This window comes from Amycolatopsis sp. WAC 04197, assembly GCF_003947475.1.
Classification (GTDB): Bacteria; Actinomycetota; Actinomycetes; order Mycobacteriales; family Pseudonocardiaceae; genus Amycolatopsis; species Amycolatopsis japonica.
Window position 1 is genome coordinate 306,911 of the sequence record NZ_QHJK01000001.1, and the last position, 19,771, is coordinate 326,681.

The window sequence follows — 19,771 nt, forward strand, 5'->3', positions numbered from 1 at the left end:
TCTACGCATTTAGAGGACTAAATGCATGCCGTCAAGCGCCGGGGCCGCGGCCGGACCAGGTCCACGCGTAGCCGTGATCCTCCGACGCGTCGGCCGCCTCGCCGAGATCCAGCGGCGCGAAGGTGTCCACCATGACCGCGGTCTCGTCGAAGAACTGCGCCCCGATCGACGCCTCGGCCGCGCCGGGCTGCGGCCCGTGCGTGAAGCCGGACGGGTGCAGCGAAAGCGAGCCGACCTCGATCCCGGAGCCCTTGCGCGCCTCGTAGTTCCCACGGACGTAGAACATCAGCTCGTCCGAGTCGACGTTCGCGTGGTTGTACGGCACCGGGATCGACTCGGGGTGGTAGTCGACCTTGCGCGGGCAGAACGAGCAGACCACGAAATTCGGGCCCTCGAACGTCTGGTGCACGGGCGGCGGCTGGTGCACGCGGCCGGTGATGGGCTCGAAGTCGTCGATGTTGAACACCCACGGGTACAGGCAGCCGTCCCAGCCGACGACGTCGAACGGGTGGGTCGCGTAGGTGTAGCGCGTCAGCCCGGCGCGGTGGCGCACGAGGACCTCGACGTCGGTGCCGTCGACGACCAGCGGCTCGGACGGCCCGCGGATGTCGCGCTCGCAGTACGGCGAGTGCTCCAGGAACTGGCCCTTCGCCGACAGGTACCGCTTCGGCGGGCCGATGTGGCCGCGCGCCTCGATGGTCAGCAGCTTGACCCCGTCGTCACCGTGCGGGAGCACGCGATAGGTGCACGACGTCGGGATGACGAGGTAGTCGCCGTCGCCGACCTCCAGCGAGCCGTAGATCGTCTCGACGGTCGCGCCGCCGCCCTGGACGTAGAACAGCTCGTCGCCCGCCGCGTTGCGGTACAACGGCGAAGGCTTGGTCGCGTGGACGAAGCCGATGGTGACGTCGGCGTTGCCGAACAGCCGCCGCCGGTCGGTGACCGCGTCGGCGTCGCCGAACTTGAGGTCGTGGGTTTTGAAGGCGCGGGGTTTGAGCGGATGGTTCGGGGTGATCGGGCCGCGTTCGTCCTCGATCGCGACGGCGTCGACGATCGCCGTCGGCAGGCCGCGGTGATAGAGCAGCGCCGAGTCCGCCGAGAAGCCCTCGACACCCATCAGTTCCTCGGCGTACAGGCCCCCGTCGGGCTTGCGGAACGCCGTGTGGCGCTTGTGCGGGATCTCGCCTACCTGCCGGTAGTAAGGCATCGGAATCTCCCCGGAACGTGTCCGTTGTGCGAACGATTTTGTCCTGATGTCGTACGCTACTAGCGTGTCAGTCGTGTCAAGCGCTGTGGAACTCACGCCACCCGGCCCCCGAGGAATCCCTCCCCTGTTCGCGCGGCTCGTCGACGACTCGGCGTTGTTCCCGCCCGGTGAGGCGTCCATGCCCGAAGCGCTGCGTGCGCACTTCGCGTCGAGGGCCGGTGAGCACTCCGGCGTCCTCGGTGTGTTCCTGTGCCAGGCGTCGAGGCTGCCCGAGCTCATCACCGAACTCATCAAGATCAAACCCAAGGAACCGCTGCCGCTGTCGCTGATCATCGACACCGGCCTCGGCGGGGTGCCGAAGGCGATCTCGATCGTCGAATCGCGCAGCGAGATCCTCAGCCTGCGCATGGTGGAGATGCCGGCGCCGTCGGACGTCGACGAGGTCTGGCTGGAGCGCGTCTCCGAGTTCGTGCCCGAGGACGTCATCCGCGTGGTCGAGCCGCGGCGCGGCGTCGGCTGGCTGGACGGCGTGCGGAAGGTGATCGAGCACGGCAGCTGGCCGAAGATCCGCTGCGGCGGCAAGGCGGGCGAGAACTTCCCCAGCGTCGACGAGGTCGCGGACTTCCTCGCCGTGGTCAGCGGCTCGACCGGAGCGTCGTTCAAGGCGACGAACAGCCTGCACCGCGCCGTCCGGCACACCGAGGAGTCGAGCGGCTTCACCCACCACGGGTTCCTGAACCTGATCGTGGCGTCCGCGCGCTGCCTCTCCGGCGGTGACGTGCGCGCCGCCCTCGAATCGACCGACGGCGCCGCGCTGGCCGCCGAGGCCAAGGGGATGTCGGACGAGGCGGCGAAGGCGGTTCGCGGGCTCTTCGCGTCCTACGCGGCGGCCTCGTTCGACGAGCCGGTCGCCGATCTCGGGGAACTCGGGTTGTTGTGACCCGCGAAGGGTCACTCACCCTCGACCGGGGCCTCGCGCTGCTGCAAGCGGTCGCGGACGCCGGTGGCGAGGCGGCGACGATCTCCGAACTCGCCGTCGCCATCGGCGCGAGCCGGGCCGCCGTCTACCGGCTGCTCGTCCCGCTGTCCGAACGCGGTCTGGTGTGGCGTGACGGCAACAAGGTGCGGCTGGGTGTCGGCCTGCTCCGGCTCGCCGGGCAGGTCCTCCCGCAGCTGCGTGAGGCCGCGCGGCCGGTGCTGCGCGAGCTGGCGGAGAAGGTCGGCGCGACGGCGCATCTGTCGGTCGCGCAGGGGGACCAGGCGCAGGCCGTCGCGGTCGTCGAACCGTCGTGGACGAGCTTCCACGTCGCCTACCGCGTCGGCACCCGGCATCCGTTGTCCGCCGGCGCGGCGGGCAAGGCGATGACGCTGCGTCCTGGCGGCGGCGAAGGCTGGGTCACCTCGTCGGGTGAGCTGGAGGCGGGCGCCTCCGGGGTCGCCGCTCCCGTGCGCGGAGTGCCGGGATTGAAGGCCAGCGTCGGCGTCGTGTCCCTCGAGCCGCTCGATGCCTCCGTGGTGGGGCCTGCGGTCGTGGCGGCCGCCGTCCGGCTGGCCGAGGTGCTGAAGCAGCCCGAGTAGGGCGTCAGCGGTGGCTGAGCAGCGGGCGCACCATCGTCGCCAGCAGCGTGAGGTCGATCGCGAACAGCAGCCGCTCGAACAGGCCGAGCGTGACCTCCTGATGCGACGGGCCGGTGAGCATCGTCCAGACGAAGCCGCCGAGCACGATCACCACCGCGGCGAAGCTGGCCACCGAAAGCCGCCGGATCGTCGTGCGGCGCGGCTCCCACGGGCAGCGCGCGCGGCCCGGGCGGGTCAGCACCCAGGCGGCGGCCGGCAGCGCGAGGAAGGCCGCCAGCGCGGCGTAGTTGTGGATCTGGCCCGCCAGCGACCGGGCCTGACCTTCGGGGTCGACCGGCACGAGCGCGAGGACGAACAGCCCGGCGCACCAGACACCGAGCAGGACCAGAACGGACTCGTAGCCCTTGCGGTGCGCCTTCGCGATCCCGCCGAGCAGCGCGAGCGAACCGAACCCCAGCGCCAGGCACATCGCGCCGAACAACGGGGCCGCCGTCGAACCGGGCGAGAGGTAGCCGTAGACGTACTCCGACAGCGTCTGCCAGATCGGGCTGACCTGGCTGGAGAGCCTCAGGTGCAGGTCGATCGAGATGGCGACGGCGACGGCCATGCCGAAGACCGCGAGCCTGCCGTGCACGGGGGAGACGGCGAGTGTCTTCGGCGAGGTCACGACCGGTTTCTCCAGGCACGTCGGGGTAGGTGTTCACCTTTTCGTTCCCGAAAGGTTACCCGGCGAACCTGTGAAAACCCCGTGCGCCTCAGAAGGCGAGCTGGGCCAGCGCGAACAGCGAGAAACCGGCGAAGACGAAGCCCGCGACGCGCTGGATGAGCTTGGGGCGGATCCGGCTACGGACCTTCGCGCCGATGAAGACGGCCAGGCCGGCGACGGCGATCAGCGCGCAGAAGGAGCCGAGGCCGACCGCGAACGGGTTGCCGAAGCGGGCCGTGAGGCTGGCCGTCGCGAGCTGGGACGCGTCGCCCCACTCGGCGGCGAAGAGCACGCCGAACGACGTCAGCGCGGAGCGGAGGAAGGTCGCGGGGCCGGGGCCGGAACGCGAGGCGTCCTCTCCGCCGTCCTTGGCGGGACTGAACCCTTCGCGAAGGAGCATGTACGCGCCGACACCGAACATCGCGGCGACGATCGCGGTCACCAGCGCCTCCGGCAGCAAAGTGAGCACACTGCCGAACGTGGCCGCGATCGCGGATTGCACGGCGAATGCGGCGGTGACGCCGACGAATACCGGCCACGCGCGGAAACGAGTGGTGAGAACCAAAGTGGCGACGAGGGTCTTGTCCGGCAGCTCCACGGCCAGTACCAGGCCGAACGCACTGATCAGCGCCAGCATCGAGCTAGACATAATGGTTCTTCACCCCTTTCACTGCAACGATAAAGGGGCGATTCAGAAAAAGGCAAGCTGATGGCTTTTCCGAATCGGTCGGCATGTGCGGGCGAATTGTATTTCTCGGCCGGGCGGAATTGAGTTTTCGGTAAACCGAATTCTTTTTTCAGGCTTCGCTGGTAGCGTCGCCGGACATGGACGAGAGAGCGCGGATCGAAGACGTGTGCAGGCGCCTGCAGGACCACTACGTGTTCCCCGATGTCGCCGAGAAGCTGACGGTGTTGCTACGGGCGAGGCTGAGTGACGGCGCGTACGCGGGGCTCGACGATCAGGCGTTCGCCGCCGCGGTCACCGGAGACCTGCAGTCGGTCAACGGGGACAAACATCTGCGGCTCCGGCACCACGTCGACCCGCTGCCCGAGGTCGACGGTGAGTCGTACGATCCCGAGGAATTCCGGCGTGAGGCGGAGCTGAACTGCCACGGCATCGCGTCCGTGCGGCGGCTGGCCGGGAACGTCGGCTACCTGGAGACCAAGCTGTTCTACGGGCCGGACATCGCGGGCGAGGCCCTCGCCGCGGCGATGACGCTGCTCGCCACCACCGACGCGTTGCTCATCGACGTCCGGGAGAACCGGGGCGGCGACCCGTCCGCGGTCGCGCTGCTGATCAGCTACCTGGTCGGCGAGCCCGTCCATTTCAACAGCATCTATCTGCGCGACGGCGACGTGACCAACCAGTTCTGGACGCAGCCGTACGTGCCCGGGCGCAAGTTCGGTCCGGACAAGCCGGTGTGGGTGCTCACCGGGCCGACGACGTTCTCCGGTGCCGAGGACCTGAGCTACTCGCTGCAGCAACTGGGGCGGGCGAAGACGGTGGGCGCCGTCACCGGTGGCGGGGCGAATCCGCGGAAGCAGTACAAAGTGGACACCCATCTGGATGTCACCGTTCCGGGTGGACGGGCCGTGAACCCGGTCACGGGGACCAACTGGGAAGGCGTCGGCGTCCAGCCCGACATCGCCGTCGATGTCGAGGACGCTTTCGACACGGCGTACGCGTTGGCGCTGGCCCACGTGCTGACGCTGGGGGACACGGGCCTGCGGCGGCAGGTCGCCGATGAGGCGCGTCTCACGCTCGCGAGCCTCGGCTGACCAGGGCGCGGGACCTACGTCCCGGCGAGATCGGGACCACTTGAACTGGCGGGCTCATCGGGCGTTGAGCAGGCTTGAGGCGTGGAGGTTCTCGATCTCGCTCGGTGGCAGTTCGGCATAACCACCGTTTATCACTTCCTGATGGTCCCGCTGACCATCGGGCTTTCGGTCCTGGTCGCCGGGATGCAGACGGCGTGGGTCCGCACGGGTGACGTGCGCTATCTGAAGATGACCAAGTTCTGGGGGAAACTCCTGCTGGTCAACTTCGCGATGGGCGTGGTCACCGGCATCGTGCAGGAGTTCCAGTTCGGGATGAACTGGAGCGCGTACTCGCGGTTCGTCGGTGACGTGTTCGGCGCGCCGCTGGCGATGGAAGGGCTCGTCGCGTTCTTCGTCGAGTCGACCTTCCTGGGGCTGTGGATCTTCGGCTGGGACAAGCTGCCGAAGAAGGTCCACCTGGCGTGCGCGTGGGCGTATTCGCTGGCGACCGTGGCGTCCGCGTACTTCATCCTGGCGGCGAACTCGTGGATGCAGCACCCGGTCGGGGTCGAGTTCGTCGACGGGAAGCCGACGATGAACTCGATCTGGGCGGTGCTGACGAACAACACCGCGCTGGCCGCGATCCCGCACACGCTCGCGGGCGCGTTCTCGGTGGCGGCGGCGTTCCTGGTCGGTGTGGCCGGTTGGCGGCTGTGGCGCAAGCGTTCGGAGGACGACGAGCACCGCGCGGTGTGGCGTTCGTCGTTGCGTCTCGGCGGCTGGACCGGTGTGGTGGCGTTCGCGGTGCTGGCGATCACCGGCGACGTGCAGGGCAAGCTGATGTTCGAGCAGCAGCCGATGAAGATGGCCTCGGCGGAAGCGTTGTGCCATACGGAGAAACCGGCGAGCTTCTCGATCATCGCGATCGGCGACGTGCGGAACGCGAACTGCGAGGACGTCAAGACCTTCACCGTGCCCGCGCTGCTCTCGTTCCTGGCGCACAACGACTTCACGACCGAGGTCAAGGGCGTGGAGAACCTGATCACCGAGTATCAGGCGAAGTACGGCACGAACTACCCGGACGACCCGCAGCTCGGCTCGCTCGCGGGCAAGCCGATCGACTACGTGCCCAGCCTTCCGGTGACCTACTGGGGCTTCCGCGCGATGATCGGCTTCGGCGCGATCTCGGCCGGGATCGGGGTGCTCGCGCTGTGGCTGACCCGGCGCGGCCGGATCCCCGGGCAACGCTGGTTCCCGTGGCTCGTGCTCGGCGGGATCGCGACGCCGTTCATCGGCAACAGCGCCGGGTGGATCTTCACCGAGATGGGCCGTCAGCCGTTCGTGGTGGTGCCGAATCCGACCGGTGTCGACGGGGTGTGGATGTTCACCGCGCAGGCGGTCTCGAAGTTGTCCACAGGTGAGGTGTGGACTTCGCTGATCGCTCTGACGACCGTCTACGCGGCGCTCGGCGTCGTCGAGGTCTACCTGATGCGCAAGTACGTCCGCGGCGGCGTCGACGCCGTCATGCCACCCAAGAAACCGGCCTCGACCAGCAAGAACAGCGACTCGGAAGGCGGTGACGGCGATGACGACGCGCTGGCCTTCGCCTACTGATCGCCTCTTGACCTCACGTACCCAGCCCCCCGCCCTTCCCGGGGGACGGCCCCGCACCCAGCGTATCGGGGGTATCGCTCAGGCGGGTTACCCACAGCCGATCTGTGGACAACTTGCGCGGTTGTGGATAACTCAGGGCGATCGGGGGACGGGGAGCGTCGCGAAAGCCACTTTCACGACATCCAGCGTCCCGAAAGTGGCTTTCGCGACATGCCGCACGGCGTCGACAAGGCACGCGACCGGGCCGGGCGGGCTGAAAGCGTCCTTCACCGCATCGCATGCGGGCAAAGCGTCCTTCAGCCCCCGGAAGCCAGGAAAGTGAGCACCCGATGACCCTCGAAACGATCTGGTTCTGCGTCATCGCCCTGTTCTGGCTCGGCTACCTCTTCCTCGAAGGTTTCGACTTCGGCGTCGGCATGCTCATGCCGGTCCTCGCGAAGGACAACACCGAGCGCCGCGTCATGGTCAACACGATCGGCCCGGTCTGGGACGGCAACGAGGTCTGGCTGATCGTCGCCGGCGGCGCGATGTTCGCCGCCTTCCCCGGCTGGTACGCGTCGCTGTTCTCGGCCGCGTACCTCCCGCTCCTGGTGGTCCTGCTCGCCCTCATCGGCCGCGGCGTCGCGTTCGAGTACCGCGGCAAGGTCGATTCCGACCGCTGGCGCCGCAATTGGGACCGCGTCATCGGCATCGGCTCGTGGGTCCCGCCGTTCGGCGTCGGCCTGCTGCTCGCCACCACCGTCCTCGGTCTCCCGCTCGACGCCGACGGCAACCGGGTCGGCGGCCCGTTCGCCGCCCTCAGCCTCGAAACACTGCTCGGCGCGATCGCGGTCGTCGGGTTTTCGCTGGTCCACGGCGCCGCGTTCCTCGCCCTCAAAACCGAAGGCGACCTCCGGCACCGCGCGCGGAACCTCGCCACCCGCCTGCTGCCGGTCGCTCTCCTGCCGTTGCTCGCGTTCCTCGTCGTCGTGCAGCTGCGCTCGGGTGACCTGTGGACGCTGTTCCTCATCGGCGTCGCGGTTGTCGCCGCGGTGCTCGCGTGGTTCAAGATCCGCATGGGCCGCGAAGGTCAGGCGTTCGCCGCGCTCGGCGGGGTCATCGGGGCCTCGGCGGTCGCGATCTTCGTCGCGCTGTACCCGAACGTTCTGCCGTCCACTTTGGACGCCGCCAACACGCTGACGATCGCGGGTGAGGCATCGAGCCCGTACACCCTGACCGTGATGACCTGGGTCGCCCTGTTCGGCGCCCCGGCCGTCCTGATCTACCAGGGTTGGACGTACTGGGTGTTCCGCAAGCGCATCGGCACCCGGCACATCCCACCGGTGCACGCACCATGACCGAACTTCCCGGCCGCGACACCCTTTCCGCCACGGAGTCCACAATGGACCCAGCGCGACCGGGGAAGGGTCCGCTCGGCGCGCTGGCTCCGCTTTCGAGTGCGGCGCGCCGAGCGTTGATCCTCAGTGGAGTCCTCTCCTTCGTCAACGCGCTTTTGCTGGTGGGACAGGCGTTCCTGCTGGCCGAAGTCCTCTCCGCGGTCGTCCGCGGAACACCGGGGGACCGCACCGTCCAGCTGGCCGTGCTGCTCGCGCTCGTCGCAGGGCGCGCGTTGACCGGCTGGGCGGTGCGGATCGTTTCCGTTCGCGCGGCCGCCCGCGCGAAGGAGGAGTTGCGCGCCAAAGCCCTCGACCACGCCCTGAAACTCGGTCCGGAATGGATCGCTCGCCGCGGTCACGGCGAGCTGACGTCGTTGACCACCAAGGGACTCGACGCGCTCGACGCCTACTTCACCCAGTACCTCCCGGCCTTGGTGACCGCCGCGATCGTGCCGCTCGCCGCCGGTGTCGCGATCCTGTTCGCCGACTGGCCGTCGGCCCTGCTCGTCGTGATCACCGTGCCGCTGGTGCCGCTGTTCGCCATCCTGATCGGCAAGCACACCGCCGAACGGGTCGCCGAAGCCGCCGACGCCGAACAACGGCTGTCCGGGCATCTGCTGGAACTCGTCCGCGCCCTGCCGATCCTCAGCGCGTTCCGCCGCGCCGGGGCGCAGGCCGAGACGGTCCGGAAGATCTCCGAACGCCATCGCCGCACCACGCTCAAGACGTTGAAGGTCGCGTTCGCGTCGGCGTTCGCGCTCGAACTGATCGCGACGCTCTCGGTCGCGCTGGTCGCGGTCGTCATCGGGGTCCGGCTCGTCTCCGGCGAACTGTCGCTGGCCATCGGGCTCGGCGTGCTGATCCTGGTGCCGGAGTGCTACCAGCCGCTGCGGGCGGTCGGTGCCGCCTTCCACGCCAGCGAGGACGGCGTCGAGGCCGTGCGCCGGGTCGCGGACGTCCTCGCGGAACCCTTGCCGCCCAACGGTTCCGAGACACCGGCCAAGGGCGAGGTCCACGTCGGCGGCCTGCGTGTCGCCAGGCGCGGCGGATTCGCTCCCGACGGCGAGACGTTCACCGCCCGGCCCGGCGAGATCACCTGGCTTCGCGCGCCCAGCGGCGGCGGCAAGTCGACGACGCTCGCCACGCTGCTCGGTTTCGTGCAGGCGCACGACGGGACGATCACCGTCGGCGGCACCGACCTCGCCGACGCCGACCTGGAGCGCTGGCGCGAGAACGTCGCCTGGGTGCCGCAATCGCCGGTGTTCGGCGGAGGCACGGTTCTCGACGAGGTCGGAGCGGAGGACATCCTCGGCGAACTCGGACTCACGGGGCTCGCCGACCGGCCGGTTTCCAAGCTGTCGCAGGGACAACGCCAGCGGGTCTCGGTGGCGCGGGCCCTGGTACGGGTCCGTTCGGGTGCGTGGCTGCTGCTGCTCGACGAACCCACCGCGCACCTCGACGAGGTCAACGCCGCGCGCGTCATGGCCGCCGTCCGTGCGGCCGTCGACAACGGCGCCGCCGCGATCATCGCCGCCCACGAACGCGGCTCCGGTGTCGACATGTCGACTACGATGGGCGGCGAAATCGGAACCATCGAGGAAACCCGGCAAGTCCGGCCGCTGCCTTGGCGTGCGCTGCTGCGCCCGCGGTTCTTCGGCGGCGCGCTGCTCGGCGCCGCCGCGCTGCTCGCCGGGGTCGCGTTGACCGCGCTTTCGGGCTGGCTGATCGCCAAGGCGTCGCAACAGCCGCCGATCCTGACGCTTACGGTGATGATCGTCGGCGTGCGGACGTTCGGCCTCGGCCGCGCCGGGCTGCGTTACCTCGAAAGGCTGGTCACGCACGACGCCGCGTTCCGGATCGCCGGAAGCCTGCGCGTCCGGCTGTGGGAGTCGCTGGTGCGGCTCGGACCGGCTCGGGCGCTTCGGGCGGGTGAAGAGCAGCGTCGGCTGGTCGGCGACACCGACACCGTGCGTGACCTGCTCCCGCGTGTGACCACCCCGTTGATCGTGGTCGCGTTGGTGGCCGTCGGCGCGGTCGCGGTCCAGGCCGCCGTATTGCCCGAAGCCGGGCTCGCGCTGGCGGCGGCCGTGCTGGTGAGCGCGTTCGCGCCGCTGCTCGCGCTCCGGGCGGAACGCCGCGCGACCAGTGCGCTGGCCGCCGGACGGCGTTCGGTGTCGGCGCAGGTGCTGAGCCTGTTCGAGGCCGCCGCCGAACTGATCGCGTTGGGAGTCGACAAAGAGCGTCGTCGACGGATCGCCACGACCGACGCCGCCCTGACCGCCGAAGCGCGCCGACAGGCCTTCGGCGCGGGCGCGGCCGACGCCCTGATCATCCTGGCGACAGGGGCCGCCACCGTCGTGAGCACCGGGTTCGCCGTGAGCGCCGTCGCCGCCGGTGCGCTGAACCCGGTGCTCGCGCCCGTGGTCGCCCTGGTGCCGCTCGCGCTGGCGGAGGTCCTCTCCCTTCTTCCGCCGGCCGCGCAGCACTGGGACACCCTGCGCCAGGCCCGTCTGCGCCTCGCCGAGTGTCAGGAAAGGGTCGTTCAGGACGAAAAACGTCAGGAACGACCCTTTCCTGACACCGGCGGGGTGCGGATCCGGAACGCCGACCTCGGCTGGCCCGGCACCGAGCACCCGGTCCTCACCGGCGTCGACCTCGACATCGCGCCCGGCACGCACGTCGCCGTCATCGGCCCGAGCGGCGCCGGGAAGTCGACGCTCGTCGCGGCCCTGCTCGGGTTCCTCCAGCCGAGCAAAGGCGACGTCGCCGCTCCCGAGAACGTCGCCTGGGCGCCCCAGGAACCGATGCTCGTCTCGACCACGGTCGCCGAGAACCTGCGCCTCGCCAAACCGACGGCGTCCGAGGCCGACCTGCGAAAAGCGTTGTACGAAGCCGCTCTCGAAGACGTCGAGCTCACCACGATGCTGGACAGCGCCGGCGCCGGCCTTTCGGGCGGGCAGGCGCAGCGGGTCGCGCTGGCGCGGGCCGTACTCGGCGCCGAGCAGGCCGACCTCGTCCTGCTCGACGAGCCCACCGCCCATCTCGACGAGCCGACCACGCGCACCGTCCGCGAACGGCTCGGCGAGGCGCTCGCCGGAAAAACCGTCGTCCACGTCACGCACCACGCGGCCGAAGCCGAGGAAGCGGACGTGATCCTGGAGGTCCGAGAGGGCCGAGTCACAGCGCGCGCACTGGCCGGGGCCGACTAATGTCGATAGCGCTCATGGATCCCACGCTTGCCGCGCGCGCACTGTCCGCCGCCACCGAGATCACCGGCACCGCCCTGTCCGGTGACGACCCGGGTGACGTACTGGAGACCGTGGTCGCCCGCGCCGTCGAACTGGCCGAGGCCGACCTCGGTCTCGTCATGGTGCGCGCGGACGACGGCCAGGTGGTCGCCGAGGCCGCGCACGGGGCCACCACCCAAGGCCTGCGAGGGCTGGCCTTTTCCGCCGATTCCGCGGCGGGCCAGGTCGCGCGCGGCGGGGAGCCGGTGGTCAGCGAGGACTTCACCGTCGATCCCCGCACGGCGCCGTTCGTGCCGCCGGAGCTCCAGGGCTTCGGGCCGTTCGCCGCTTCGGCGTTCGGCGCGGGCGGACGTGTTCTCGGCGCGCTCACCGTGTACCGCCGTCACGGCGGGGAACCGTTCTCCGCCAGCACGGTCGAGGTGCTCACCGCGTTCGCCGCGCAGGCCGGCGTGGTGCTCGCGCTCGCGGAGGGCGCCAACGCCCGCCACCGCGTGACGCTCTACCAGGAGCGTGAACGCATCGCGCGCGAACTGCACGACGTCATCGTGCAACGCCTCTACGGCGCCGGGATGCAGCTCGACCGCGTCCGCAAGAACATGCGGAAACGCTTCGCACAGGCCGACGGCGCACGGCTTTCCGAGGCGATCGACCAGCTCGATCAGACCATCGAAGAGATCCGCGGCACCGTGCGTGCCCTGCGCAGCCCGGAACCCGCGAACGAGACCGTCACCGCGACCGACCTCGCCGAGTCCGCGCGGGGCGAAGTGCGCATCGCGGGTGAGCTGCTCGGGTATCCGCCGACCCTCGAACTGTCGGGAGAGCTCGCCGACATCCCCGCCGAACAGGCGGACCACATCCGCGCCGCCCTGCGCGAGGCACTGTCCAATGTGGTCAGACACTCCGGGGCGAGCGAGACCCGCGTGACGCTCAGTCGCGACGCGGAAGGCGTCAAACTCCGTGTGCGGGACAACGGATCCGGTGTCCCGCAGGGGGTCGCCAAACGCGGTCTGCGTCATCTCGCCGAACGCGCGACGACGTCGGGCGGGCGCTTTTCGATCAATTCTTCCCCGAGTTTGGGGACTTTGGTCGCTTTCGACGTTCCGCTCGACTGACCCGGGTGAAATTAACGGTTCGCGTTTCCGATTAATCCGTAACAGCTGGGGTCCGAACGCGACTCTATGTGCATCGAACGCGCCCTGAGCGCGGATTCCCAGCGAAAGGACTCCCCATGTCCTCGGTTCGTCGCGCCTTCGGCACGGCCGCCATCCTTGCCGGATTCTCGTTGTTCGGCCCCGCTTCCGTCGCTTTCGCGCTGGCGGAGGCGCCCGCGATCGCCGATCTGGACTGCGGTGACTTCAAGTATCAGGAAGACGCGCAGGCCGTGCTCGACAAAGATCGCTCCGATCCGCATCGCCTGGACGAAGACGGCGACGGAATCGCTTGCGAAAAGCTTCCCAAACGGGGAACTGCGCCGACCGTGACGAGTACGCCGGCCCTTCCGTCGATCACCACGGAAACGCGGGCGCCGCGATCCACCGACAAGGATTGCGCCGACTTCCCCTCGCAAGCCGCCGCGCAGGCCGAGCTCAAGAAGAACCCGCGAGACCCGCACAAACTCGACGCCGATCACGACGGGTACGCCTGCGAATCCCGGTTCGGCGAACCCGCCAAATCCGGCCAGGTGAAGGTCAAACCCGTCGGTGGCGTGGCGACCGGTGGCGGGGAGGCCGTCGAAAGCAACGGCGGTTTCCTGGAGGTCGCCGCGGTCGCGCTGACCGGCACCGCCTTGCTGACCGTGTCGGCCGCGGGCGCGTCCCTCGTCCTTCGGCGGCGTGCGGAGCGATGATCCGGCCTTCCTGGCGCCGGTGGCCGTTTCCGCTGGTCGTCGGCACGCTCATCGGGGTGGTGCTCGCGGCCGCGCTGACCGCGTGCGCCGTCCCTCCGGCGGGCAAGGTCGCCTCGCCGCCTTCCACGATGTCTTCCGTCGCGGAGGCGCATCCGCTGGCGCCCGCGAAACCGGCCAGGCTCGAGATCCCGGCGATCGGCGTTCGCACCGGCGAGATCGTCGACCTCGGCCTGGCCGGTGACGGCACCCTGCAGGTGCCGCACGACGCGATCACCACCGGCTGGTTCACCGGTGGCCCGGCGCCGGGCGAGATCGGGCCCGCCGTCCTCGCCGGGCACGTCGACTACAAGAAGGTCCCCGGCGTTTTCGTCCGGCTCAAGGAACTGAAGGCCGGCGACGAGGCACTCGTGCATCGCGAGGACGGGAGCACCGCGGTGTTCACCGTGTACGCCGTCGAGCGGCATCCGAAGGCGTCCTTCCCCACGGAGAAGGTCTACGGCGACACGACCGGGCCTGAGCTGCGGCTGATCACCTGCGGCGGGGATTTCGACTCCTCGACCGGCAACTATCTCGACAACGTCGTCGCCTTCGCGAAACTGACGCGCGTTTAGATTCTCCGGATGCGCACCGTCCACGTCGTCACGCATCCGGAGGCCACCCACCACGTCGATCGCCTGGTGGGCGGGTGGTACGACTCCGAACTCACGCCCGAGGGTGAACGCACGGCCGTCGCCATCGCCGAGTCGCTGCGCGCGAAGGTGCCGGACGAGGTGGAGCTCTACGCCTCGGATCTGCGCCGCACCGCGCGCACCGCGGAACTGATCGGCGAACGGCTCGGCGTGACCCCGGTCCTGGACCGGCGGCTGCGCGAGAAGTCGTACGGGGAAGCCGGCGGCAAACCGCAGGCGTGGCTGGACAGCCGGTTCGTCCCGCCGCCCGCCGTCGGCGAGCGGCTGGGACACGACGAAGGAATCCCCGGCGCCGAAACGAAAGGCGCGATGGCGGCGAGGGTCTACGCGGCGATGGAGTCGATCTTGGAAAGCGCCTGCGAGCACCAGATCGTCGTCACGCACGGTGGCGCGCTCACCTTCGTGATCGCCGCGTGGATCCGGATGCCGCTCGAATCGGCCGGGTACGTCGACTTCCGAGGTTCACCCGGCAGCGTCACCGTGCTGCGTGAGGACGACTACTTCCACAACCGGCAGGTCGTCACCCTCGCCGGGAAATGACAGGATCTCCCCGGACAGTCGAAGACCATGTGGGGAGATGACATGCCGAGGTTCCTGCGAGCCGTGGCCCTTGCCGCCGCCGTGGCGGTCGTACCGGTGGCCGTGCCCGGCGCGGCGACCGCCTCGACCGCGTCACCTTGTCCGCAGCTGCGGTTGGCCGATCATTGGTACGGCGACAACGCGGCGAAGATCCAGCAGGTCATCTGCGGTAAAAAGCACGGCGAGCGGCCGGTCGCCGTGTTCGACTGGGACAACACGGTCATCAAGAACGACATCTCCGACCAGACCGTCTTCTGGATGATCCGGCACGACAAGGTCCTCCAGCCGCGCGACCAGGACTGGCGCACGACCAGCCGCTACATGACCGACGCCGGCGCGAAAGCGCTGAGCAAGGCGTGCGGTACCGCCACCCCGGCCGGAAAACCGCTTCCCACCAGCAAGAACATCGCCTGCGCCGACGAGCTCCTCTCGGTGCGGAAGAGCGCGAAGACGACCACCGGCGAAGAGGTCTTCGCGGGCAACAACCGGCGGTACATGGAGGCGGCCTACGCCTGGGTCGCGCAGATCAACGCCGGATACCGTCCGGACGAGGTCCGCGCGATCGCCCGGCAGGCCAGGGCCGCGGCGCTGCTGGCGCCGATCGGGGCGACCCAGAAGGTCGGTTCGAGCACGCAGGTCGCGTGGATCCGGTACTACCCGGAGATCAAGGACCTGATCTCGACGCTCACCAAGGCGGGCTTCTCGACCTGGGTCGTTTCCGCCTCACCCAAGGAATTCGCGGACGTCTGGGGTTCCGCCGTCGGCATCCCGCCGAGCCGCACGCTCGGGATCTACTCGCAGACCACGAACGGCCGGATCAACGGACACCTCGAAGGCTGCGGCGGGCACGCCGACGGCGCCGACGAGATCATGACCTACATCGACGGCAAACGGTGCTACATCAACGAACGCATCCTCGGCATCCGCGGCGCGAAGGCGATGGAACCGGCTCCGGCGGACAAGCGGCAGGTGCTCGCCGGCGGAGACGCGACCACCGACGTCACGATGCTGCGCGACGCGACCGGAGTCCGCGTCACGCTCAACCGCAACAAGGACGAGCTGATGTGCCGCGCCTACGACAACGCGGACGGGAAATGGGCGGTGAACCCGATGTTCATCGAGCCCTTCCCGGCGCTGAGCCGCACTTATCCGTGCTCGACGACGGCGTACGAAAACGCCGACGGCACTCACGGTCCGGTGCTGCGCGACGACGGCACGGTCATCCCGGATCAGCGGGACACCGTGCACCCCTGAGCGGGTTCACGGTGAGTGACGTGCATGATCCGCGCTGCTAGCGTGTCGGATACAGCTGTGAGGGGGTTTACAGGTGACCGATCCGTTTCAGGCGGAGCTCGTCAAACAGACAGTCGCGCTGGTGTTCACCGGTGGGGGCAAGGTCGCCGAATACCTCTGGAAGAAGCTTTCTGGGCGGCGGGACGAGAAACGCCTGCGTTCCGATCCGGCCGCCCTGGAGGCCGCCGTGCGCCGCCTGGCCGTGGAAGATCCCACCGTGGCAGGGGAATTGCGCGAGCTGGTCGGAAGCATGCTCGCGATGAGTCACGACCGGCCGCGCATCGTTCCCCGGTCGCCGAACCTGTTCGACCGCGTCGGCGCTCAGGCTCAGCTGGGTGGCACAGGTGTCGTGGTGCTCTCGGGTCCGTCCGGCGTCGGCAAGACGACGCTCGCCGAGCACTACGGGATGCGCTCCGGCGGCGCGTATCCCGATGGCGCGCTGCTCGTCGACCTCGGAGATCACCGCGACGGCCCGGGCGCGCCGTTGAGGATCAGCCAGGTGCGGGAGTCCGTACTCCAGGCGTTGGGAGTGGAGCCGAAACTCATCACGTCGGGTGCCGGGGAACTGAAGACCCAGTACAACGATGTGCTCGGCCCGTTGCGCCTGCTGCTGGTCTTCGACTCGGTCGAAAGCGTCCACGATCTTCAGGCGCTGGTGCCTCCGGCGCCGATGAGCCTGGTGCTGGCGCTGACGGAAGGCACGTCCGACGAGCTCGTGACGCAGTATCCCCGGCACGTACCCCTCAGCAGGCTCGAAGAGGGGGCGGACCGGATGCTCTTCGAAGCGATCGCGGGGACCGATCTGCTCGCCGCCGATCCGGAGAGCGCGCTCGACGTCCTCGTCGAATGTGACCGTTTTCCGGCGACGGTGGTCGCCGCCGCGATCGCGGCGAGGCAGCGGGCGGCGCTGGCGGCCCGGCCGCTCAAGCTCCTCGCGGAGGAACTGCGCGGCGGGCGCGCCCTCGGGCCCGTGAGTGCCGCCTTCGACCGGGTGCTCGCCGGGCTTCCGCGGCGTGAACAGGATCTTTGCCGGGCACTGAGCGAGATCCCCGGACCGAGCTTCACCTATGAGGCGGCAGCGGCCGTCGCCGGTTGCGAACCGTTCGAGGTCCTCGACGGGCTGGTGCATCTCCAGTCCGTCTTCTTCGTGACCGAGGAGCCCGGCAAGCGGCTTCGGCTGACCAAACAGGCGAGGCAGGCGCTCACTCGCGCGGGTCATGAGCCGGATGGCGAGGGATTCCCGCGGCTCGTGCGCTTCCACCGCACCCGGGCGGTGCAGGCGGATCACTGGAAGATGGGTGACCGGCGGCTGAGGCTGTACGACCAGACGTTGCCGGAGGACACCCGTCCCTTGGACCTCGCCCCTGGACAGGATGCGATCGACCTGCTGGTCGCCGAAATCCCGACGTATCGCGCGCTGGCGAAACCGGCGCACGACGCCGGGCTGCATCGCGAGCTGACGCAGATCTGCGGCGCCCTGGAAATCGTCGGATTGCACAGGGGACACCTGCGTGAGCTCGCGGAGATCAACAAATGGGGGATGGCGAGCGCGGAAGCCCTCGGCGATGTCCCGCTCCAGCTGAGGGCCATCGCGCAGCAGGCACGGCTGTACTCGTTGCTCCAGGAGTTTCCGCGGGCGGAGGCGGAGTTCGGCAAGCTGGGAGAGCTGCTGCGACGGCTCGAGTCACCCGAGACCGAAACGAATCGGCAGCTGCGGGCGTCGCTTTGGGAGTTCCGCGGGCTCTTCCACCGAGAACGAGGCCAGTACAACGAAGCGTCGGCGTGCTTCTTCGAGGCGTTGAAGATCAGCCGGACTTTGGGCGGACTTCCGTTCCGAGGGCAAGGGCTGCACGCGAGGATGCTCGCCAACGTCCAGGTGCTGCTCGGCGATCTCGCCGGGGCGTTCCAGCTGTTGGAAGAAGCCGAGGCGAACACGGACCCCGAGAACAAACGGGACCTGGCCCAGGTGTGGCTGGTGCGGGCGAAGGCGCTGAGCCGATCGGGCACGGCGGACGCCGCGCGGCGGGCGCTCGACCTGGTGCCGGAAGTGTGGCGCATGATGGTTCCCACGGGGAGCGATCAGTACGAACTGGAGATCGCCGAGGCACTCGGGGACGCCGCTTGGTCCTGCGGAGACTTCAAGACGGCTCGCGAGTACTGGTCCGGTGTCTGGCAGCGATTGCAAGCGGTCAAACATCCACGCGCCGACGCGGTGCACGCCAAGATCTACACCGAGGCGCCACTCAGTCGGTGAGTACCGAGACGACGACGTTCCGAGTGTGGTGGCCCTCTCGCACGCGGAACGCCCCGGTCGCCGGGAGATTTCGTTTCCGGCGCCAGTAATAGGCGGAAATCGCGGCCAGCGGCTCACCTCGCGTGGTGAGTTCGACTACCGGTTCCCCGTCGCTCCACAGCAGACACCGGTCCACGCCGATCCCGGCGACGAGCACGGCATCGGGACGGCGACGGGTGATTTCCCGTGCCCAGCCGTCGAATTCGGTGTCTTCGCCGGTGAATTCGCAGTAGACCACGGCGGCACCTTCGAGTTCGTCCAAAGTGGACAACTCCTCGTGGGCGACGACATGGCGATCGAGGGAGCCGGACCGCCCGGCCTGTTCGGTGGGAAACCGGGAGACCGTCAGATGATCCGTGTGCTGCCGGACCTCGACCGAGAACGTCGCGGGCTCCGTGACGTCGGGCACCGGATCGGGAACGGGAAGGAAGACCGCCCGGGTGTCCGGCTCCGCGAGACGCATCAGTTCGTAGAGGACGGGGCGGAGAAGCTCCGCGCACTTGCCGGAGAACTCGACCGCCTGCGCCGCGACCTCGGTGAGCGGTCCCGCGGCGCACGCCTGGTCGACCTGTTCGCGCAGATCGCGTTCCTGGTCGAGCCGCGGGGCCCTGACCAGTAGTTCCGCGAGCGGGGAGTCCGGCACCACGGTGGCGGGTTCCCGGCTGCCGATCAGCACCGGGATCTTCGCGGCGGCCGCGTACAGCGCGATGGAGCCGCCGTCCGAGATCAGGCAATCCGCGGACACGACGGTCGCCTGCCAGCCACGTTGGGGCGGGATCACGGCGAGCCCTGCTCGCAGCGCCCGCGACAGCCACGCGCGGATCTGCCAGGGACTGTGCGCGGCCCAAGCGCCCGGATGCGCGATGAGGCTGAACTTGTACTCATCGACCGGAAGCTCGGTGAGCAGCCGTGCCGGCAGGCCCGGATCGGTGCCCAGCAGGGAATCGGGCCCCCAGGTGGAGGCCAGCACGACGTGCCTGCGGTCACGGACGTCGAGCAGGCGCCGGTAGCGGGCCGCGCGGTTGAGACTGGCGAGCATCCGGTCATGACAGGGGTCCCCGACCACGACGGCGTGCGGTTCGGCCTGGGGACAGTTCCGCCGGATGTACCGCAGCTGGTTACTGTGCGAAAGGCCGATCCGGCTGGGGACGACGTGACCGTCCCGGACCAACCGGGCCGGGTTCAGCCCGGAAATGACCGGCTGGTGCGGGTAGTGCTTCTGGTGTCCGATGCCGTGCGGCACGAGCAGGACGGGCGCGTTCAGCCGGTGGAGTTCATCGTTCTCGCTGGCCGCGATCGCCAGGTCGAACCGGGTTTCGACGGCCTGCTCCCAGGAGATGACCTTCGCGTCCAGCGAGGCGAGGAACTCGCCGACCCCGGAGGACAGGATCGCCGGCTCGCGCTCGTTGTGGGTGAACACGATCTGGACCCGCGGATCGTCCTTCAGCAGCGACACGACGTCGAGCAGCCGGGTCAGGGTGGTGACGGTGCGGACGACGACCAGGACGCGATGGGAGAACCGCACGGTGAGCCACTGGTCGAACTCGGGATCGACCGGGACCTTCGCCCAAAACGACGGGGGGG

General features: G+C 69.2%; 16 protein-coding genes. 12 read left to right on the forward strand and 4 right to left on the reverse strand.

What is annotated here, in order from left to right; genetic code table 11:
- Positions 1 to 31: 31 nt before the first annotated feature.
- Positions 32 to 1,207, reverse strand: coding sequence for a homogentisate 1,2-dioxygenase (locus DMC64_RS01470; protein ID WP_037333634.1), 1,176 nt, complete (start codon positions 1,205 to 1,207; stop codon positions 32 to 34).
- 85 nt (positions 1,208 to 1,292) lie between these two features.
- Between DMC64_RS01470 and DMC64_RS01475 the strand changes: the two genes are divergently transcribed.
- Positions 1,293 to 2,147: a hypothetical protein gene (locus tag DMC64_RS01475; RefSeq protein WP_016330606.1), complete on the forward strand. Its 855-nt coding sequence runs from the start codon at positions 1,293 to 1,295 to the stop codon at positions 2,145 to 2,147.
- On the forward strand, positions 2,144 to 2,785 hold the full coding sequence (locus DMC64_RS01480; RefSeq protein WP_016330607.1) for an IclR family transcriptional regulator: 642 nt from the start codon (positions 2,144 to 2,146) through the stop codon (positions 2,783 to 2,785). Before DMC64_RS01475 ends, DMC64_RS01480 begins: the two co-directional genes overlap by 4 nt.
- Before the next feature lie 4 nt (positions 2,786 to 2,789).
- Here DMC64_RS01480 and DMC64_RS01485 read toward each other — a convergent pair whose 3' ends face one another.
- Together DMC64_RS01485 and DMC64_RS01490 are read right to left on the reverse strand one after the other, a co-directional pair.
- Positions 2,790 to 3,452: a DUF998 domain-containing protein gene (locus tag DMC64_RS01485; RefSeq protein WP_125731538.1), complete on the reverse strand. Its 663-nt coding sequence runs from the start codon at positions 3,450 to 3,452 to the stop codon at positions 2,790 to 2,792.
- Positions 3,453 to 3,540: 88 nt separating this feature from the next.
- Positions 3,541 to 4,128 (reverse strand): TMEM165/GDT1 family protein, encoded by a 588-nt coding sequence (locus DMC64_RS01490; RefSeq protein ID WP_037333627.1) that lies wholly within the window; start codon positions 4,126 to 4,128, stop codon positions 3,541 to 3,543.
- A 188-nt stretch (positions 4,129 to 4,316) separates the two neighbouring features.
- Here DMC64_RS01490 and DMC64_RS01495 point away from each other — a divergent pair, with 188 nt between their 5' ends.
- The 10 genes from DMC64_RS01495 (at position 4,317) to DMC64_RS01540 (ending at position 18,148) form a co-directional block, all read left to right on the forward strand.
- The gene (locus tag DMC64_RS01495) at positions 4,317 to 5,270 is read left to right on the forward strand and encodes a S41 family peptidase (RefSeq protein WP_125731540.1); all 954 of its coding nucleotides are present in this window, start codon (positions 4,317 to 4,319) and stop codon (positions 5,268 to 5,270) included.
- Positions 5,271 to 5,351: 81 nt separating this feature from the next.
- Entirely contained in the window at positions 5,352 to 6,863 is a 1,512-nt protein-coding gene (locus DMC64_RS01500) for a cytochrome ubiquinol oxidase subunit I (protein WP_125731542.1), read from the forward strand.
- 329 nt (positions 6,864 to 7,192) lie between these two features.
- On the forward strand, positions 7,193 to 8,200 hold the full coding sequence (cydB, locus tag DMC64_RS01505; RefSeq protein WP_125731544.1) for a cytochrome d ubiquinol oxidase subunit II: 1,008 nt from the start codon (positions 7,193 to 7,195) through the stop codon (positions 8,198 to 8,200).
- On the forward strand, positions 8,197 to 11,448 hold the full coding sequence (gene cydD, locus DMC64_RS01510; RefSeq protein ID WP_125731546.1) for a thiol reductant ABC exporter subunit CydD: 3,252 nt from the start codon (positions 8,197 to 8,199) through the stop codon (positions 11,446 to 11,448). The genes cydB and cydD overlap by 4 nt, the downstream gene beginning before the upstream one ends.
- 14 nt (positions 11,449 to 11,462) lie before the next feature.
- On the forward strand, positions 11,463 to 12,599 hold the full coding sequence (locus tag DMC64_RS01515; protein WP_037336058.1) for a GAF domain-containing sensor histidine kinase: 1,137 nt from the start codon (positions 11,463 to 11,465) through the stop codon (positions 12,597 to 12,599).
- 116 nt (positions 12,600 to 12,715) lie between these two features.
- A complete protein-coding gene (locus DMC64_RS01520; RefSeq protein ID WP_125731547.1) occupies positions 12,716 to 13,333 on the forward strand; it encodes an excalibur calcium-binding domain-containing protein in 618 nt (205 codons plus the stop codon).
- Positions 13,330 to 13,944: a class F sortase gene (locus DMC64_RS01525; RefSeq protein ID WP_125731549.1), complete on the forward strand. Its 615-nt coding sequence runs from the start codon at positions 13,330 to 13,332 to the stop codon at positions 13,942 to 13,944. The genes DMC64_RS01520 and DMC64_RS01525 overlap by 4 nt, the downstream gene beginning before the upstream one ends.
- 9 nt (positions 13,945 to 13,953) lie before the next feature.
- Complete coding sequence (locus tag DMC64_RS01530) at positions 13,954 to 14,562, forward strand: histidine phosphatase family protein (RefSeq protein WP_125731551.1); 609 nt, start codon at positions 13,954 to 13,956, stop codon at positions 14,560 to 14,562.
- A gap of 42 nt (positions 14,563 to 14,604) precedes the next feature.
- The gene (locus DMC64_RS01535) at positions 14,605 to 15,855 is read left to right on the forward strand and encodes an HAD family hydrolase (RefSeq protein WP_125731553.1); all 1,251 of its coding nucleotides are present in this window, start codon (positions 14,605 to 14,607) and stop codon (positions 15,853 to 15,855) included.
- A 73-nt stretch (positions 15,856 to 15,928) separates the two neighbouring features.
- Positions 15,929 to 18,148 (forward strand): tetratricopeptide repeat protein, encoded by a 2,220-nt coding sequence (locus DMC64_RS01540; protein WP_125731555.1) that lies wholly within the window; start codon positions 15,929 to 15,931, stop codon positions 18,146 to 18,148.
- Here DMC64_RS01540 and DMC64_RS01545 read toward each other — a convergent pair.
- A complete protein-coding gene (locus tag DMC64_RS01545) occupies positions 18,138 to 19,712 on the reverse strand; it encodes a hypothetical protein (RefSeq protein ID WP_125731556.1) in 1,575 nt (524 codons plus the stop codon). The genes DMC64_RS01540 and DMC64_RS01545 overlap by 11 nt on opposite strands.
- Positions 19,713 to 19,771: the final 59 nt, after the last annotated feature.

Bases quoted from the DNA above. Each gene is read 5' to 3' on its own strand.
- DMC64_RS01535 (WP_125731553.1), top strand. From the start codon at position 14,605: ATGCCGAGGTTCCTGCGAGCCGTGGCCCTTGCCGCCGCCGTGGCGGTC.
- DMC64_RS01520 (WP_125731547.1), top strand. From the start codon at position 12,716: ATGTCCTCGGTTCGTCGCGCCTTCGGCACGGCCGCCATCCTTGCCGGA.
- cydB (WP_125731544.1), top strand. From the start codon at position 7,193: ATGACCCTCGAAACGATCTGGTTCTGCGTCATCGCCCTGTTCTGGCTC.
- DMC64_RS01515 (WP_037336058.1), top strand. From the start codon at position 11,463: ATGGATCCCACGCTTGCCGCGCGCGCACTGTCCGCCGCCACCGAGATC.
- DMC64_RS01525 (WP_125731549.1), top strand. From the start codon at position 13,330: ATGATCCGGCCTTCCTGGCGCCGGTGGCCGTTTCCGCTGGTCGTCGGC.
- DMC64_RS01530 (WP_125731551.1), top strand. From the start codon at position 13,954: ATGCGCACCGTCCACGTCGTCACGCATCCGGAGGCCACCCACCACGTC.
- DMC64_RS01495 (WP_125731540.1), top strand. From the start codon at position 4,317: ATGGACGAGAGAGCGCGGATCGAAGACGTGTGCAGGCGCCTGCAGGAC.
- cydD (WP_125731546.1), top strand. From the start codon at position 8,197: ATGACCGAACTTCCCGGCCGCGACACCCTTTCCGCCACGGAGTCCACA.
- DMC64_RS01490 (WP_037333627.1), bottom strand. From the start codon at position 4,128: ATGCTGGCGCTGATCAGTGCGTTCGGCCTGGTACTGGCCGTGGAGCTG.
- DMC64_RS01470 (WP_037333634.1), bottom strand. From the start codon at position 1,207: ATGCCTTACTACCGGCAGGTAGGCGAGATCCCGCACAAGCGCCACACG.